Source organism: [Zimmermannella] faecalis ATCC 13722 (genome assembly GCF_000381765.1).
GTDB lineage: Bacteria > Actinomycetota > Actinomycetes > Actinomycetales > Microbacteriaceae > Gulosibacter > Gulosibacter faecalis.
The window spans coordinates 1-17602 of the sequence record NZ_KB907082.1 but is presented as its reverse complement, the minus strand read 5'-3'; the positions used below and the strand labels follow the sequence as shown (position 1 = coordinate 17602).

Sequence of the window (17602 nt, the reverse complement as noted above, 5' to 3'; positions counted from 1 at the left end):
GCGCGGGTCGGCGCTTAGTCGGGGCGCTGAACCGCGGTGGAGCCCTCGGCGCCAAACCCCTCGGAGGTCAAGCCCTCGGTGGCGCTGCGCTCCGCGTCGGTGAGGTCGTCGTCGAGCACCTCGGGCGCCTCCTGCGCGTCGGCGCGCCGACGAATCTGCTGGCTGCGAGAGCGGTCGCCGGCGTCGGCGAGCAACTGCTGCACTTCCTGCAGGTCGAGCACCGGCAGGGTCTCGTGCCGCAGCTCGGCGTCATCGAGGCCGCGCACGCGCGTCACGAGCCCGTCGAGCAACTGTTCGGCGTCGGCGAGCACGTCAGCGTTCCGGTGCTCGACGCCGTAGAGCAGCCACCGGGCGAGCTCGAGCTCGGCGTAGAGCAGCGACCGCTGCCGCAGCTGCCGATCGACCGAGACGCCGCGGGCATCCGTGTATTCATCGAGGAGCGCGCGCATGACGGCGCCGTCGAGCGTCTGCACCCAGCGGATATCCGCGGCCGGGTCACCCACGCGCAGGTCGCTCCACCCGAGCACGCCCGACACCGTCGCACCCGCGACCACGAACGACGATCGCTCGAGCGAGCCGTGAATCACGGTGGGGGAGAACTCCCACAGCTGCGGGTCGTCAACGGCGCTGCCCCAGCGGTCGGCGAGCGCGCCCGGGAGCTTGCCCGTCGCATCCGCCCGATCGATCAGCGACTCGGTGGACTCCCGCACGTCTGCGGCCGACCACTGCTGCAGGCCCGCGTCGAGCAGCGTCTGCTTCGGCAGCCCGTGAATCGCCGCGATCGCGCGGCCGATTTCGGGCACGAGCTCGGAGTCGAAGTCGAGCGGGACCCGATCGGCCGAGTTGCCCTTAATGAAGGTGTAGGCGGCGAACGGCGGCGTCGCCCGCAGGCCGGTGCCGACCTCTTTCGGCACCGCGAACGGCAGCCGAGCCCGAACGCCCTCGGTAATTGCGGTGAGCGCCGCGCTCCGGCTCCGGAGTTCCTGCGCGGCCGAGGGCGAGGCCGCCCGACGCACCAGAATGTTGCCGTGTTCACGGGTGCGCAGGAGCGCCGAGTCGTAGTCGCGAGTGTCGTCGTGACCCCAGTCGGCGGCCTCCGTCACGTGCAGGTTCGGAATCGCCGCGGTCGCGAGGCCGGCAAGCTGAAGGAACAGACCACTCATGTCGGCAAGCCTAGGGCGTGTCGCGGCGTGCGCCGCGGTGCCACACCGGCACGTGCCACGGGGACGACGCGCCACTCGGCGCCCCAGCACCGTCGGCAGCCTCGCAACCCTCGCGGCCTAGACTGACGGAATCATGAGCGAGTTTCTCGAGCGACTGCCACTTTCGCGATCAACCCACGATCGTGACGATGCCCATCGTGACGACCCGACGCTGCTCGACGCCGACGGGACGCGACTGCTGGTGCAGCGCCGCGACGCCGTGCTCGTCGGGCGCAGCGAACCGGATGCGCATCCCACCCTCGACCTGCGCGCAGTCGGCCAGTTCGGCGGGGCCGAGGCGCTGCGCGACGGGGCCGAACCCATCTACCTCGGTCGGCTCATCGCCGACCGCCGCAACCCCGACGGCCGGGTCGACCCCGCGGGCACACGGGTGTTCGCCGTCGCGATCTCGGACTTCGACGCGGGCGAGCTCGAACCCGATGGGGATCGATGGATCACCCTCCGCGAGCACGGTGCCGACTTCGATGACGTCGACACCGGACTCGCGGCGCAGGCGCTCGGGATGCGGAACTTCACCGCCGCCCACCGGTTCTCGCCGGCGACGGGAGCCCGCGCCGTAACCGAACACAACGGCTGGGTCGTGCGTGGTGAAGACGGTGGCGCGCCCACGTTCCCGCGTACCGACGCCGCGATCATCGTCGGCGTTGTCGACGCCGACGATCGCATCCTGCTCGGCGCGAACGTGAACTGGACCCCGAAGCGCTACTCGGTACTCGCCGGTTTCGTCGAGCCGGGGGAGTCGCTCGAGCAGGCCGTGATTCGCGAGGTGCGCGAGGAATCTGGTGCTCGGGTCGTGAACCCGCGCTATCTCGGCTCGCAGCCGTGGCCGTTCCCCGCGAGCCTCATGGTCGGCTTCTTGGCCGAGCTCGACCCCGAGCAAGACCCCGCCGAGGTGGCGGGCGACGGCGTCGAGCTCGTCGAGGTGCGCTGGTTCACCCGCGATGAGATCGTCAACCACGTCGATCAGCTGCCGGGACGCATCTCGATCGCCCGGGCGATTATCGAAGAGTGGTATGGCGGGCCCATCGACTGACCACGCGGGCGGGAACCTGCTCGCCGACCTCAACTCCTCCCAGCGTGAGGCCGCGCTCGCCGTCGTCGGGCCCGTGTGCATCCTCGCGGGGCCCGGTACCGGCAAGACCCACACCATCACCCGGCGAATTGCCTATGGGGTTCGCACCGGCGTCTATGCGCCGGAGCGCGTGCTTGCCCTCACGTTCACGAATCGCGCGGCCGGGCAACTGCGGGGTCGGCTCGGCGCGCTTGGTGCTTCGGCGGTGCAGGCGCGCACGTTTCACTCGGCGGCGCTTCGGCAGCTGAGCTTTTTCTGGCCGACCGTGATCGGCGGCAAGCTGCCGGGGCTCGTGCAGGGGAAGTCGGCGATTCTCAGCGAGGCCGCCGACCGCACGGGGGTGCGGCTGCGCCCACCGCAGCTGCGCGCCCTCGCCGAGGAAGTCGAGTGGCGCAAGGTCTCGGAGCGCACACTTGAGGAGTACGCGACCGACCTTGCGAGCGGTCGCCGGCAGCACGCGACCGGGCTCGCGGACGCGCAGGTGCACGACCTCGTCGTCGCGTACGAGCGTGCAAAGGAGTCGCGTGGGCAGCTCGACTTCGAAGACATCCTGCTCGCAACTGCCGGCATGCTCGAGAGTGAGCCGTGGATCACGGCCCAGGTGCGGCAGCAGTACCGGTTTTTCGTCGTCGACGAGTATCAGGACATCTCGCCGCTCCAACACAAGCTGCTGAGGCTTTGGCTCGGGAACCGGCGCGAACTCTGCGTTGTCGGCGACCCCGCCCAGACCATCTATTCCTTCGCCGGTGCTCGAGCAAGCTACCTCACCGATTTTGCGAGTGAGTTTGGCGACGCGCGCATCATTCGGGTTGATGGGTCGTATCGCTCGAGCCCGCCGATCATCGCCGCCGTGAACGAGCTCGCGAGGCACATCCCGCACGCGATTTCCCTCGACCCGCTTCGGCCCTCGGCCGGCCGATCGCCCCAGCCCGTCGTGACGGCGTACCCCGACGATGCTGCGGAGGCACGGGGCGTCGCCGAACGGATCCGTGCCGAGCTCGAGGCCGGCCGCGCGCCCGCCGAGATCGCCGTGCTCGTGCGCACGAACGCGCAGGTGCCAGCCCTCGAACGGGCGCTGGGCGAGGCGAACGTGCCCTATCGCACGAACGGGGGCCCGACGTTCTTCAACCGGCCCGAGGTGCGGGCCGTCGTCGCGGGCATCCACGCCGCCGTCGTCGCGGGGCAAGACGCTGGGCCGCTGTTCCAGACCGTGAGCAATGTGCTGCGGTCGCGCGGCTGGCAGCAAGACCGCCCGGCGAACCCCGGGCCCGAGCGCGACGCCTGGGCCGCGATGGATGCGATCATGCGCCTCGCGGATGCAGCTCCCGCGGGCACGTCGCTCGCCGAGTTCAACGCGCAGCTGCGCGAACGTGCGGCGCACCAGTTCGAGCCGACGATCGATGCGGTCACGCTCTCGACGATGCACGCGGCGAAGGGTCTGGAATGGTCGAGCGTGTATGTGTCCGGACTTCGCGAGGGGCTCGTGCCGACCGCGAGCACGGTTGGTGACGACGAGGCGGTTGGTGAGGAGCGGCGCCTCGTCTATGTCGCGATCACGCGGGCACGGGATCGGCTGCAGCTTTCGTACGGCTCGGCTGAGGGGCGTCCGACTCGGTTCCTCGCGGAACTCGGCAACCGCATCCAACCTGAAACTCCACCGGAAGGCGGTCGCGAGCCGGGGAGGTGATGCGCTCACGCACGAACGTGAGCGCATCGCCGGGTTCGGGATCAACCCCGCTGAGGAACCCTCGCATGGAGTCGGCGGCGAGGAGCGCGGCGACGAGCTCGAGCTCCTCGGGTGTGCGCGGTGTAGGCAGATCGTGGAGCTGGGTCGCCGTCGCGATCCAGCTCGCGTCGGCCTCGGCGCGGTGCAGGTCGTCGCAGCGCAGGCAGGGTGTTCTGCCGGGAATTACGAGGGGGCCGAGCAGGAGCCCGTCGTCGTCACGGGCGACGATGAGGTGCGCCAGATCGTCGCCCATGAGCGGCAAGTAGCGGCGAGGAGAGAGCACGCGCTCGGCCACCTCGACAACGAGCTTCGTGTTGGCCGGCGGGCGGTACTCCGCGCCCGCGAAGACGACCGCGTCGCCACGGCGAGCAAACTCCGCGGCGAGGCGGCGGCCGAACGCCTCGGCGGAGCGGGGAGCCCGCACAACGACGCGCGCCCTCGAGGTGCGTCGCGGGGCGGGGTCGCACACTGAGACGAGCTGGGCGACGAGGTCGGTGGCGCTCTCAGCGGTTCTCGGCGTGAGCTTGGCGATCCGCCGGAGGTGCTCGGGCGTCGCACCCTTCCGCAGCTCGCCGATGAGATCGTGGGTGACCTGGGTGTCGGGCACCGTGACGGCGCGCACGACGCCGCCGACCCGGAGTCGGTCTTCGCCCACCCAGGTGACGGGGGTCTCGGCAGGAAGTCGGTAGCGCACACCCGCATCATGCCGGAAACCGCGTCGGCGCCCGCGGAGTTTTCCACAGGCGCCGACGCGACTACCGAATCCAGTCGCGGTGACTACGCGTTCGGTGGGGTATCTGGGCCCTTGTCGCTCGTGTCGCCGCCGGCGGGGGCGTCGCCGAACGATGACGGGTCGCCGAGCAGGCGGGCGAGGTCGTTGTCGAGCTCGTCGGGTTCGCCAGCACCACCCTGCAGCCGTTCGACGAGCGCGAACGGGTCGTCGATGTCGCTCGCGCCGGGGAGCGCGTCGCGGTGGCCCCAGAGCTGGTCGCGCTGCTCGGCGCCGAGCTTCTCGGTGACGAGTCGCCACATGCTCATCGCCTCGCGCAGGCGGCGCGGGCGCAGTTCGAGCCCGACGAGCGAGCCGAACGCGTGCTCGGCGGGGGAGCCGGTCGCCCGGCGTCGGCGCACCATTTCGGCGAGCGCGCCCGCGTTCGGGAGCCGCGAGGTCGCATCCTCGGTCACGACGTCGACCCAGCCCTCGATGAGGGCGAGCACCGTCTCGAGGCCCTCGAGCGCCTGGTCCTGCTCCGGCGTGCGGGGCGGAATCAGCTGGCCCGACTTGAGCACGAGCTGAATCTCCTCGGGGTTCGACACGTCGAGGTCGCGAATCGTCTCTTCGATGCGGTCGGTGTCGATGCGAATCCCGCGCGCGAACTCGGCGATCGACGAGACGAGGTGCAGGCGCAACCAACGGGCATGCGCGAAGAGGTGCGCGTGCGCCAGCTCACGCACCGCGAAGTAGATGAGCACCTCGTCGCGGTCGAGCTCGAGGTCGGCCGACCAGTCGTCGAGGTTTTGGGGCGTGAGCGCCGCCTTGTTGTCGGGGAGTACGGGCATACCGATGTCGCCACCCGAGAGCACCTCTTTCGCGAGCTGCCCGAGCACCTGGCCGAGCTGCATGGCGAACATCGACTGGCCCATCGAACGCACGACGGGGCCCGAGCGCTCGATCATCTCGCGCATCTCTTCGGGCGCCTGTTCGTTCAGCACCTCGACGAGGGCGTTCGAGATGCTCGTCGCGACCGGATTCGTGAGCTCAGCCCAGCCGTCGAGGGTCAGCTCGAGCCACTCGTACCGGGTGATCGTCTGCGGCAGGCCGGAGAACGAGCCGATCGTGTCGCCCGTGGCGTCGCCGAGCCACAGCGCCGCGACGCCGAACGCGCGGTCATAGGCGCGGGCGTCGTCGGCCGAGACCTCGACGTTCGGTTCGGCAGCCCGTCGGGCCGCGTCACGCACGAGGTCCCAGTTGACCCCGTCGCTCGGGTGCTGCATGGCCTGCTGCAGTTGCATGAGCATGTGCGTGAGGGCCTGCGGATCGACCGGCAGCCCGGCCGCACCGGCCAGCTTGCTTGAGTCAATACCGCCGCCCCCGAGCATCTGCTCGAGCATCCGACGCATCTCCTCCTCGGGAGTCGAATTGTCGTCGTTATTCGGGGTGTCGCGATCCGACATCGGCTTCGCTCCTCTCAGCGGTTCGCTCTAGAGTAGCCAGCGTGCCATCGGCGGCGGCCGGGAAAACCGCCGCGTTCACCGAGGGCGATCATCCGAAACCCGAAAGCATCCCGAATGACCGAACGCGACCCGCGCCCCGAGGGGCCACCCCTCACGACCATCGAGGGTGAGCACCCGAATCGGCGGCGGTGGGGGAGCGAGCGCATCGGGAAGTGGCTGCTCATCGTCGGGGTCGTGCTGCTTGTCGTGCTCACGCTCACGCCCGCGCCCTACGTCATTCGACAGCCCGGGCCCGCGTTCAACGCACTCGGTGAACAAGAGACCGATGACGGCGGCTCGCAAGAGGTCATTCAGATCGATGGAGCCGAGACCTACGACACGGGTGACGGCTCGCTCTACGTCATGACGGTGAACATTGTCGGCACCCCGCAGTCGCAGCCGAACTGGCTGCAGGTGCTCGGGGCGTGGCTCACGCCTGGCAAGGATGTGCTGCCGGTGGAGGCGTACTACCCCGACGGTACGACCATCGAGCAGCGCAACGAAGAGACGGCGCTCATGATGACGCAGGCGCAGGATACGGCGATCGCGGCCGCGCTGACCGAGCTCGGGTACGAGGTGGGCGAGCAGATGACGGTCGCCGAGGTCGCCGACGACGGCGCGGCGGTGGATGCGCTCAAGGTCGGCGACGAGATCGTCACGATCGGGGGCACCCCCGTGACGAATATGGAGCAGCTCCAGGCGCTGGAACTCACGGAAGAGCCGACCGAGGTCGTCGTAATGCGCGGTGGCGAAGAGGTCACCGAGACGATCACGCCGAAGGCGAACGACGCTGACCCCGAGGCGCGGCCCCTTCTCGGCATCACGCTGCAGTTCACCTACGACTTCCCGATCGACGTTGATATCGAGCTCGGGAATGTCGGCGGCCCAAGCGCCGGCATGATGTTCGCGCTCGCAACCTACGACAAGCTCACGGAAGGCTCGCTCACCGGCGGCGACAACGTCACCGGCACCGGCACGATCTCGGACGACGGCACGGTTGGGGCCATCGGCGGTATCCGCCAGAAGCTCTACCAGGCGGTCGAGCTCGGTGCCGACTACTTCATTGCGCCAGATTCGAACTGCGCCGAGGTGCTCGACGGTGGCATTCCGGGCGACATGACGGTCTACGCCGTCGACAGCCTCGACGAGGCGCTCGAGGTCGTCGAGACGAACGCCGATGACGCCGATACCGCCGAGCTGCGCACGTGCGAAGACGCCGTCGCGGCGGGCGTGCCACAGTCATAATCGCCGCGGGTCGCGGTGCCCCTACGGCCCGGTATCATTGACCGAGAACAACGCCGCGGGCTCGCGACGAACTGACGTGCCTGTGGTGTCGACGGCGACAGCGAAATGACAGGACCTCAGTGAGCGCAACCGCAGCCCCTCGTCCACCCGCAGGCTCTTCTGGGAACGGGGGTGAGGCGACGGGACGCCCGCGGCGATTTGGGCCGCTGATCGTCACGATCGGCATTGTCGTCGCGATCATCGTCGTTTTCTTCTGGTTTGCCGGCATCTACGCCGACGTGCTGTGGTTCCAGCAACTCGGCTTTGAGCGCGTGCTGTTCACGCAGTGGATCGCCACCGGCGCGATGTTCGTGCTCGGCCTCCTCGGGCTCGCCGTGCCGAGCTACCTCATGCTCGCGCTCGCGTACCGCAACCGGCCCACCTACGCGAAGCTGTCGCAGCAGCTCGGCGAGTACCAGCGCGCGCTCGAGCCAGTGCGCCGAATCGTCTTCATCGTGATTCCCGTCTTCCTCGGCATCCTCGGCGGCCTGTCGGTCGCCGGCAGCTGGCAGACCGTGCTCACGTTCTTCAACGCCACGCCGTTTGGCGTGACCGACCCCGAGTTCGGGCACGATGTCGCCTTCTACATTTTCCAGCTGCCCTTCTGGCGTGGCGTGGTGACCTTCGTGAGCTCGACCCTGCTCGTCTGCCTCGTGCTCACGGTCGCCGTGAGCTACCTATACGGCGGCATCCACATCTCGGGCCGTGAGGTCGTCATCTCGAAGGCTTCGCGCATCCAGACCGCGATCGTCGCTGGCCTGTTCGTGCTCGCGCAGGGCGTGTCGTTCTGGTTCGACCGCTACAACAGCCTCACCGAGTCGAACGGACGCTGGTCGGGTGCGCTCTACACCGACGTGCACGCGCGCATCCCCGGTCTGACGATCCTCGCGGGAATCGCGATCATTGTGGCGCTGTTGTTCTTCTTTGCCGCGATTGCCGGGCGGTGGACGCTTCCCGCGGTCGGTGTTGGTGGCCTGCTCGTGGTCGGCCTCGTGGTCGGGCTCGCGTACCCGTGGTTCGTGCAGAACCTGCAGGTCGGCCCGAACGAGCAGTCGCTCGAGAGTGAGTACATTCAGCGCAATATCGACGCGACCCGCAACGCCTACGACATCGACGGGGTCGAAGAGGTCGAGTACGCCGGCGTCACCGAGGCCTCGAGCGGCCAGCTGCGCGAGGACGCGGAAACCACCGCGAACATTCGCATCATGGACCCGGCGCTCATCAGCGACACCTTCGCCCAGTTCGAGCAGGAGCGCGCGTACTATGCGTTCCCGAGCATGCTCGACGTCGACCGCTACGACATCGACGGCAAGACCCAGGACGCGGTCATGTCGGTTCGCGAGATCAACGTCGAGGGTCTCGGTGCCGACGCGCAGTCGTGGGTGAACCAGGCGATCGTCTACACGCACGGCTATGGCCTCGTCGCGTCGTACGGTTCGCAGCGCGGCCCCGACGGCCAGCCGCTCTTCTTCGAGGCCGGCATGCCGCAGGAGGGCGTGCTCGACGAGTTCGAGCCCCGCGTCTACTTCGGTGAGAACTCGCCGCAGTACTCGATCGTCGGTGGCAACGGCGAGAGTGACGTCGAGTTCGACCACGTTTCGGGTGCCGATGGCGCCTCGCAGAGCTACTACACGTTCTCGGGCAACGGCGGCCCGTCGGTTGGTAACTGGTTCAACCGACTCGTCTATGCGATCAAGTTCCAGTCGGAGCAGATTCTGCTGTCGGACGCGATCAACCCCGAGTCGCAGATTCTCTACGACCGTGACCCCGCCCAGCGCGTGCAGTCGGTTGCGCCGTACCTCACGATCGACGGCGACCCGTACGCCTCGGTCGTCGACGGCGAGCTCGTGTGGATCGTCGACGCCTACACGACCAGCGACGCGTATCCGTACTCGACCCAGACGTCGATCGAGCAGGCGGCGACCGACTCGAACACCCCCGGCCCGACGGGCACCGTCTCGCCGATCAACTACATGCGGAACTCGGTGAAGGCGACCGTCAACGCGTATGACGGGAGCGTGTCGCTCTACGCGTGGGACACCGATGACCCGATTCTACAGACCTGGGACAAGATCTTCCCCGGCCTGTTGAAGCCCGTGTCGGAGATGTCGGCCGACCTGTTGAGCCACGTGCGCTACCCGCAGGACTACTTCAAGGTGCAGCGCCAGATGCTCTCGACCTATCACGTCACGAGCGCGGGCGAGTACTACAACCAGACGAACGCGTGGCAGCTGCCGGTTGACCCGACGCAGGGGCAAGACTCGACCGTGCGGCAGCCCCCGTACTACCTAACGATGCAGATGCCGGGCCAGGATCCTGCGTTCTCGATCTACTCGACCTACATTCCGATGGTGTCGGGTGACGCGAACACGCGAAACGTGCTCACCGGGTATCTTTCGGCGAATGCGAATGCCGGATCCACGGCGGGGCAGGTGTCCGACGACTACGGCCGGCTGACGCTGTTGAAGATTCAGAACGACTCGGTCAATGGTCCGGGTCAGGTGCAGAACATCTTCAACTCGAACGCGACGGTCGCGCAGGAACTTAACCTGCTCGAGCGTGGCGGGCAGACACAGGTGCTGCGAGGCAACCTGCTCACGCTTCCCGTGGGCGAGGGCTTCCTCTACGTGCAGCCGGTGTACGTGAAGTCGACCGGTGAGACGAGCTACCCGCTCATGCGGCGAGTGCTCGTGGCCTTCGGCGACAAGATCGCGTTCGAGGACACGCTCGACGCGGCGCTCGACACCCTGTTCGCGGGCGATGCGGGCGCCGACGCGGGCGACCAGAACGCCGACGAGGTGACCGATGACGACCCGAACGTCATCGTGCCAGACACGGGCGGTGACAACGCGCAGGACATCCCTGACGAGACCACCGACCCCGACGCGACGACCTCGCCGAGTGAGACGCCCGAGCCGACCGAGACCCCGGCTCCGACCCAGGGCGGTACGGGTGGCAGCTCGGGCGATGCGCAGGCCGACCTCGAGGCGGCGCTCGCCGACGCGACGCAGGCCCTCGAGGATCGCACGCAGGCCTACGCCGACAACGATCTCGTCGCGGCGGCCGAGGCGGATGCGCGCATGACCGAGGCGCTCGAACGCGCGGCCGAGGCGCAGGAACGCATCGACAGCGGCGAATAGTCGCCGGGCTGGCGTGCTCGTGGCCGGTCGTCCCAACTCGATTGGGCGGCCGGCCACGTTGCTGACCAGGTATTTTTCGGTCGATCTGACTCGAACTAGACATTCCAGCGAACACCCGGTAGTGTTATCTCTTGTGCCGCGGGGTGGAGCAGTTCGGTAGCTCGCCGGGCTCATAACCCGGAGGTCGTAGGTTCAAATCCTGCCCCCGCAACCAATTCCGCAGATGCGGCACAGAAACCCGGAGTCATAACGACTCCGGGTTTCTTCGTTTCGCTTGGCATGCCGCGATTCTTCAAAGAACGAACCGACTGGCGCGCCTCAGGGGTGTGAGGTGCTGGGAGCGCCTCACGCCCCAGGTTTCGTCTTAGGCTCGGTACGCAGGCTCTCCATCGACGTAAGTGCCGACGACGCCGATCTCGGCGAGTTCGGTGGCACTGAGGGTGAGCGGGTCCGCGGCGAACACCGTGAACGCGGCGCGCGCACCGGGGCGAATGACTCCCTCCTCGGCTGAAGCGATGGCGAATGCCGCCTGCGACGTGTATCCCTCGAGCGCTTGGCGCACAGTGAGTGCCTGTTCGGGTTGGATCGGAGCGAGCTCAGGCCGAGCGACGGGGTACCGCAAGATTGCTTCGGCCATCATTACCCGTGGATCGTAGGGCGTGACTGGCCAGTCGCTGCCGAGCGCCAGCACGGCACCGGAGTCTCGAATATCGCGGCAGCGCCAGCCCCGGGATGCCCGCTCGTTCCCGAGACGCACCGACCAGTTGTCGCTGCGGTCGGCTCGGGTGTGGCGCGTGCCGTGGATCGGCTGCATGCTGGCGGCTACACCAAGCTGAGCGAAGCGCGGCACCGTCTCGTCGGGGATTGTCTCGATGTGCTCGATGCGGTGCGCGGACCGCTGACGGACGTCACCGAGCGATTCGATCGCGTCGAGCACAAAGGAGACGCCCTGATCGCCAATCGCGTGCGTTGCGGTGGCGATCCCGCGCTCTGCAAAGAAGCGGAGGGCACGGCGGTAGGCCTCGGGATCGGTCCAGATCGACCGCCGCCCCTGCCCATAGCAGTCGGGCTCGTGCAACCAGGCCGATCCATTGTCGACAGTGCCGTCGATCATGAACTTGACGCCCTCAACACGCCAGCGGCGGCCATGCGTGCCCTGGAGTGCGGCGATTTCCTCGAGCATCGCTTGAGTCGATCCTGGAATCACCATCGGGGAGAACCGGAGCCGAATAGGCAGGTCACCACGCGACTCGAGAATCTCGAGCACCTCTCTGCTGCCATCGTTGAAATCCATGACGTGTGTGCCGGTGATCCCGGTTGACGCCATGCCGTGCAGTACGACCTCGAGTCGGTCGGCAAGTTCTTCGTGAGACTCGAGAGGAACCTGCTCGAGCACGAGGTTCATCGCGGCGAGTTCGAGCAGATAGCCGGTCGGTTCTCCCAACTCGTCGACGCCGACGGCTGATTCGTCGGGGAAGGTCTCTTTGCCTGTGAGGCCCGACGCCGCGATGCCGGCGCTGTTGACCACGGCTGAGTGTGCGTCGCGCATTCGCAGGAACGCGGGGTGGCCATCCGTCGCTTCGTCGAACAGCTTCCCGGTGAAGCCCGTCTCGGTGAAGATATTCGGGTCGGTGCCCCATCCGAAAATCCAGGATCCGGGGGCAGCCTCGGCTGCCGCGGAGGCGAGCCGTTCCCGCACTTCTTCGAGCGTGAGATCGGTGAGTTCGACCCCCCGCGCGAGTTCGAGGCCGAAGACGATGTGTGTGTGTCCGTCGACGAGGCCGGGCACGATGGTGGCACCGGGGTGCTCTTCGACGACCGTTGAGGAATCAACGTACTGAGCGAGCTCGTCGTGGGAACCGACGGCGAGCACTCGGCCGTCGCGGGTGGCGATGGCAGTTGCCTCGCCCCTCTGGGCCTGGGGGTCGAGGGTGTGCACGCGCTCGCCGAGGATGAGACGATCGGCGATTGTGGTGACTGTGTGTGGGGTCATCTGGCGAGCTCCAGTTCTGGGATGGTGAGGTGGGCGTGGGCGGTCATTGCTTTGCGGCAGAGGTGCTAGCACCCGACTCAGTTCCGGCGGCCGCAGCCTGCGCAACCGGCACCGCGGTGGTGTTGCCTTGCTCGAACTTGCGATTCCGGCGAGCGATAACGAACAGAGCGGCCGCGAAAAGAACGCTCGGTACCGTGACGACGATTGCGTACTGCAGCGGGGTGAGTACGCCCACGAGCTGGCCACCGACCAGGGGCCCGAACGCAACGCCGCCGAGGTAGAAACCGGAGACGAATACGCCCGTGCGACCCGTCACGTCCATGATCGCTGCGAGACCGGTGAACAGCACGAGGATTGCCCCGTACATCACGCCCCACACGAGAATGCCGACGATGTAGGCCACCGGTGAAGTGCTAGTTACCATGATGAATTTCATGACCGTGCTGATGGCGATGATGCCGACGAGCGACCAGCTGCGCCCGAACAAGCGCAGCGCGAGTGGAGCGAGGAGAGCACCGACGAGACCGCCGAACACCTTGCCTGCGAGAAGCGCGCTATTGGTCTCAGGGTCGATGCCGGACTGCTGCGCGAGCACGCTGGTCATCGAATAGACCATGTCTTCGGTCAGCGACCAGAACAGAATTGAGACGCCGAAGACGATGGCTGCGGTACCGATGGTGCGACGCACGCGGCCGTCAGCGGTCGAGATGGCTCCGGTGGCTTCGAGTGCGCTGGTGGGCAGGTTTGGCAAGCCACCGGCGAGGACTAGACCGAGCACGCCCAGCGCGGTGATCACGATCAGCACGGTGCGCAGGTCATTATGGAAGATAGGTGCGATCGCGAGCAGGGCGGTGGCGCCGAGGCGGTTGATCACCATGACGAGCGTGACGGTGCGATCGGGGTTACGGGTTGATGCGGCCGCGGCCGTGCCAGTCGCGATCATGATGCCCGCACCGATCCCTCCCACGATGAGGCCGACCATCACGGTTGGGGTAGTTAGGATCACCGAGGGCAGGCCGTACCCGACCACCATGAGCAAGAGGCCGAGACGACCGAGCTTCGGCCGATCTGCACGGGCGATGAATCGGTTGGTGACAAACATCGCGAGCGCGGAGCCGGCGGTCATACCGGTGGCGAGTGCGCCCGCCGTTGCGATGTCGATGCCGAGGTCCTTGAGCATGGCCGCGATGAGCACTGGTACAAGGTTCGCCGCCATGAGCGCGAACACCCACGTGCCGACGAATCCGAATATGACCCGTCCAGTGAGTGCGGCAAGACCACTCACCGGGGGTACGGCGGTGTTGCCCGTCGCTGAAGATTGGGTGGACATGGGACTCCTTCGTCTCTGTCGGCTCTTGAGGTCGCTCGGGGTAGTTCCAGCGAAGGTGCGGGAACGTTCCCGCACTGCGTTGAAGACTACGTCGGCGCTCGCTGACGCACAAGTACGAAGCCCCGCGGCCGGTGCCTAAACTGGTCGTTATGGAGAAGACCGGGGCAACGATCATCGACATTGCTCGCTCGCTCGGCATCTCGAAGACGGCGGTGTCGGCTGCGCTGCACGGGGGCGGTCGGGTCTCGGAGTCGACGCGCATTCGCGTACTCGATGAAGCGCGGCGCATGGGGTATGTGTCAAACCGCGCTGCGCAGCGTCTGCGGGGCGGCCGACACGGAGCGATCGGGTTGAGCGTACCGGCCGACGTGGGGGAGCTCTCGTTCTACATGGAGCTCGCGTTCGGGGCGGCCTCCGCCGCGGCCGAAGCGGGAAGTGACCTCTTGCTGCTGGCCGATGCCCCGGCCGGCGCGAGGCGGCCGAGCCTCGACGGAGTCATCATCGTCGATCCGACACCGGAATCGTTCGGTCCCTTGGCCGAGCGCGTCGCCTCCGCTCCGATCGTTACGGTCGGTGAGTATCGCGGCGACGACAGTGATCGAGTCGCCGCATGGATCGCCGCTGACCACGTTGCTCTCGTGGGCGAGGTGCTTGATGGAATCGTCATGCAGGGGGCGCGCACCCCGGCGCTCATCGGTTTGCCCGAGGACCGTGAACCTGCCTGGGCACACGACGTCAGCCGTGGATACAGCGCCTGGTGCGCCGCTCGCGGAGTGACATCGACGGTAGTTCGTTTAAGTCTCGACCCAGATGAGGATGACCTTCGCCGTACGCTGGGCACCGTACGTGATACGGGATGCGACAGCGTGGTCTGGGTCGCGCAGTCTCTCGTGCTCCGCGCACTCGCCGCAGATCTCGCGAGCGGGTTGATCATGGCGACCATGGCGGCTGAACCCGGGACGCTGGGCCTCGTTGGGGCTGACTTACGTGCGCGTGAGTACGGTCGGTCCGCCGCACGGCTACTGCTCGCGGTGCTCGAAGGTGAAGTGTTACCCGGGACGCACGAAGTGCACGAAGCACGAGTGGTCCTCCCGACCTGACTCAGCCGTCGACGGCGAAGTAGCGGGGGTAGTGGAGCACACAGCGATCATTGAATCGGGCGTCGCACTCGGGGCACGACGGTGCGCCCAGGTAGTCGACAATCGGCAGCTCGGACTTGCACACACCGCAGAGAATGCCGCGCTCGTGAAAACGCTCGGCTGGCCACCGTGCCGCCGCATGCCCCGCGTGCGCCTCGTGGCATTCGAAGCACGGGTAATACTGCCCGCAACAGAAGAACTTGATCGCGATCACATCGACCTCGGTGTGATAGTGCACACAGCGGGTCTGCGAGTCGACGGTGTCGCCGAAGACGAGGGGAGTGGCGGCGTGCGAGCCAGCCTGTGGGATTGAATCCATGCCGGTGCCTAGAGCCTCGCGATCGACGCGATGTCTTCTTCGAACTCGGCCGCGACCTCGCGCGACACCGTCGTGCGGGTCTGTCTGGTTGCCGCGAGGAAGTCGTCCTGCGTGGGCCCACCGCGCAGCGCTTCGCCGCCTTCGGACACGGCACGCTCGAGCGCCGACTGCGACGCGCTCCGCGACGCGAACTCGATGTCGGCGGGGGAGAATCCCTCTGACGCCTCGACGAGCGCGTCGAAGTCGAGCGCGTCGCCCGCACTCGCCGGCACAAAGCCCTGCCAGATGGCACGCCGGGCCTCGGCGTCGGGCAGGCCGATCGGGATCACGTAGTCGAAGCGTCCGTGCCGCAGGAACGCGGGGTCGAGGGCGCGGATGAAGTTGGTCGCGCAGATGAGCAGGCGGCCCGGCTTGTCGCGGAACGCCGGGATGATCTTCAGCAGCTCATTCGTGACGCCCTGCATCGGCGAGGGCGGTTCGCCGCCACGGCGCACCGCGATCTCCTCCACCTCATCGATAAACACGACGGCGTGGTCGAGGTCGTCGATCTTTTCAAATGTCTCGCGTAGCTCGCCGGCGAGGCCCTTCGGCGACGCCGCGAGCCGCGACGGGAACACCTCGACGAACGGCCACTCGAGCCGCGAGGCGATGCCCTTTGCGAAGGTCGTCTTGCCGGTGCCGGGCGGGCCGAACAGCACGATCGCGCGCGGCGGTACGACACCGAACTGGTCGGCGAGATCCGGGTCGGCAAGGGGTAGCACGAGCCGACGTTCGAGCACCTGCTTCTCGTGCCGCATGCCGCCGATCGAGTCCCAGCGGTCTCGGCCGAGCATCCGCCCGCCGAGCTCGCGAAGCACGAGCACCTCCTCCTGCCGAATCGGAATCGTGCGCTCGAAATAGCGCAGGTGCCGCTTGTCAGCGAAGCCCGCGCGCGTGAGTGAGCCGACGTGCTCCTCGCCGTCGGGCACGAGTACCGAGACCCGGTGGATGCCCTGCGAGGCGAGCCGACGCTCGACGGCGCTGAGCATGGCGCCGCTGATCCCGCGGCGTCGCCAGCGAGCGTCGACCGCGAAGAAGACGATCCAGGCCTGGTCGTGTGCGGCTCGAGCCACCGTCGCACCGACCACCTCGTCACCGACGACGGCGACGACCGCGGTGTCGGCACGCGTCGAGGCCAGCACCTCGTTGAGGGAGTACACGGGCTCGACGCCGGCCGCGGTGTACTCCTCCCAGAGCCGAAGGAACCCGTCGAGGTCGGTGGGCTGAAGATCGCGGATGCGCCACTGGGTCATCTTGGTGGTCCTGCCTCGGTGAAGGGAACGTCGGTTCGCACCAGCGTACTGAGTGAGCGCCCCCGTGCGGCGCAATTCGATCGGTGTGCAAATCTCAATTTCGCTCCCAGGTCGCCGTGGAACTATGCCCTCGTCACAGACGTGGCGAGCCACATGATCAAAGGAGACACCATGGGATTTCTTGACGACGCGAAAGAGAACGTCGGCAACTTCGTGAACGACGCGAAGGAGAAGGCCGGCGACTTCATCGAAGACATTAAGGACGGCAAGCTCGGGAACGACGACGAGCCACGGGGCGACACCGCCGCCAAGTAGCGTTCACCGTTGTGGTGAGCCTGACCGGCGGGGCCAAGGTTTCGCCCAGACTGACCTGACACGATCACTGAGACACGCCGTTTGGTGGTGAAAACCGAATTGAAGGAGGCACGTATGGGATTCCTCGACGACGCAAAGAACAAGGGCGAAGAACTCCTTGGACAGGGCAAGGAAGGAGTCGGTGCCGCAACCGACAACAAGGACCTTGAGCGCGAGGGCAAGGCCGACCAGGCCAGCGCTGGCCTCAAGCAGGGCCTCGAGAATGTCAAGGACGGCATCTCGGACGGCATCGACAAGCTTCGCGGCAAGTAACCCCTGAACGAGAGTGGGGGGCTGATCACACGATCGGCCCGCCCCTTCTCCAGTTACACGACCCCATCTCGAACAAAGGAACCCCATGCAACAGGTACAGGGAGTGATCTCCCGAGCCAAAGACGCTCCGGTTGAACTCGTCACGATCAACGTGCCCGACCCGGGCCCGGGCGAGGCTGTCGTGCGCATCCAGGCCTCCGGCGTCTGCCACACCGACCTTCACTACGTGCGCGGCGGCATTGG

14 protein-coding genes and 1 tRNA gene are annotated in these 17602 nt (G+C 67.2%); 9 read left to right on the top strand and 6 right to left on the bottom strand.

The window, feature by feature from the left end:
- Positions 1-14: 14 nt before the first annotated feature.
- Complete coding sequence (locus G328_RS15165) at positions 15-1163, bottom strand: phosphotransferase (RefSeq protein WP_019619367.1); 1149 nt, start codon at positions 1161-1163, stop codon at positions 15-17.
- Between the two features lie 133 nt (positions 1164-1296).
- Between G328_RS15165 and nudC the strand changes: the two genes are divergently transcribed.
- The gene (nudC, locus tag G328_RS0110785) at positions 1297-2256 is read left to right on the top strand and encodes an NAD(+) diphosphatase (protein ID WP_019619366.1); all 960 of its coding nucleotides are present in this window, start codon (positions 1297-1299) and stop codon (positions 2254-2256) included.
- Positions 2237-3982 carry an ATP-dependent helicase gene (locus tag G328_RS15160; RefSeq protein ID WP_019619365.1) on the top strand — a complete coding sequence of 582 codons (1746 nt, stop codon included), beginning with the start codon at positions 2237-2239 and terminating at the stop codon, positions 3980-3982. Before nudC ends, G328_RS15160 begins: the two co-directional genes overlap by 20 nt.
- Positions 3983-4798: 816 nt before the next feature.
- On the opposite strand, the gene G328_RS0110770 is transcribed toward G328_RS15160, so the two are convergent.
- A complete protein-coding gene (locus G328_RS0110770) occupies positions 4799-6196 on the bottom strand; it encodes a zinc-dependent metalloprotease (RefSeq protein ID WP_019619363.1) in 1398 nt (465 codons plus the stop codon).
- A gap of 114 nt (positions 6197-6310) precedes the next feature.
- On the opposite strand from G328_RS0110770, the gene G328_RS0110765 reads away from it, so the two are divergent.
- From G328_RS0110765 to G328_RS0110755, 3 genes are all read left to right on the top strand, one after another.
- Positions 6311-7480 carry a YlbL family protein gene (locus G328_RS0110765; protein ID WP_019619362.1) on the top strand — a complete coding sequence of 390 codons (1170 nt, stop codon included), beginning with the start codon at positions 6311-6313 and terminating at the stop codon, positions 7478-7480.
- A gap of 119 nt (positions 7481-7599) precedes the next feature.
- Positions 7600-10659, top strand: coding sequence for a UPF0182 family membrane protein (locus tag G328_RS0110760; protein ID WP_019619361.1), 3060 nt, complete (start codon positions 7600-7602; stop codon positions 10657-10659).
- 137 nt (positions 10660-10796) lie between these two features.
- Positions 10797-10873, top strand: a tRNA-Met gene (locus tag G328_RS0110755).
- A gap of 150 nt (positions 10874-11023) precedes the next feature.
- On the opposite strand, the gene G328_RS0110750 is transcribed toward G328_RS0110755, so the two are convergent.
- Together G328_RS0110750 and G328_RS0110745 are read right to left on the bottom strand one after the other, a co-directional pair.
- Positions 11024-12448 carry an amidohydrolase gene (locus tag G328_RS0110750; RefSeq protein WP_235619877.1) on the bottom strand — a complete coding sequence of 475 codons (1425 nt, stop codon included), beginning with the start codon at positions 12446-12448 and terminating at the stop codon, positions 11024-11026.
- A gap of 247 nt (positions 12449-12695) precedes the next feature.
- Positions 12696-13982 (bottom strand): MFS transporter, encoded by a 1287-nt coding sequence (locus G328_RS0110745; RefSeq protein ID WP_083919630.1) that lies wholly within the window; start codon positions 13980-13982, stop codon positions 12696-12698.
- A gap of 149 nt (positions 13983-14131) precedes the next feature.
- Between G328_RS0110745 and G328_RS0110740 the strand changes: the two genes are divergently transcribed.
- Complete coding sequence (locus G328_RS0110740; protein WP_019619358.1) at positions 14132-15082, top strand: LacI family DNA-binding transcriptional regulator; 951 nt, start codon at positions 14132-14134, stop codon at positions 15080-15082.
- Position 15083: 1 nt separating this feature from the next.
- Here G328_RS0110740 and G328_RS0110735 read toward each other — a convergent pair whose 3' ends face one another.
- Together G328_RS0110735 and G328_RS0110730 are read right to left on the bottom strand one after the other, a co-directional pair.
- The gene (locus G328_RS0110735) at positions 15084-15440 is read right to left on the bottom strand and encodes a CHY zinc finger protein (protein ID WP_019619357.1); all 357 of its coding nucleotides are present in this window, start codon (positions 15438-15440) and stop codon (positions 15084-15086) included.
- A gap of 8 nt (positions 15441-15448) precedes the next feature.
- Positions 15449-16732 (bottom strand): ATP-binding protein, encoded by a 1284-nt coding sequence (locus tag G328_RS0110730; protein WP_019619356.1) that lies wholly within the window; start codon positions 16730-16732, stop codon positions 15449-15451.
- A 171-nt stretch (positions 16733-16903) separates the two neighbouring features.
- On the opposite strand from G328_RS0110730, the gene G328_RS16520 reads away from it, so the two are divergent.
- The 3 genes from G328_RS16520 to G328_RS16385 all read left to right on the top strand — a co-directional run.
- Positions 16904-17047 (top strand): hypothetical protein, encoded by a 144-nt coding sequence (locus tag G328_RS16520; RefSeq protein ID WP_019619355.1) that lies wholly within the window; start codon positions 16904-16906, stop codon positions 17045-17047.
- A gap of 114 nt (positions 17048-17161) precedes the next feature.
- Positions 17162-17359 (top strand): CsbD family protein, encoded by a 198-nt coding sequence (locus G328_RS0110720; protein ID WP_019619354.1) that lies wholly within the window; start codon positions 17162-17164, stop codon positions 17357-17359.
- 85 nt (positions 17360-17444) lie between these two features.
- A partial coding sequence (locus G328_RS16385; RefSeq protein ID WP_154651570.1) for an alcohol dehydrogenase catalytic domain-containing protein occupies positions 17445-17602 on the top strand: 158 nt, incomplete at its 3' end.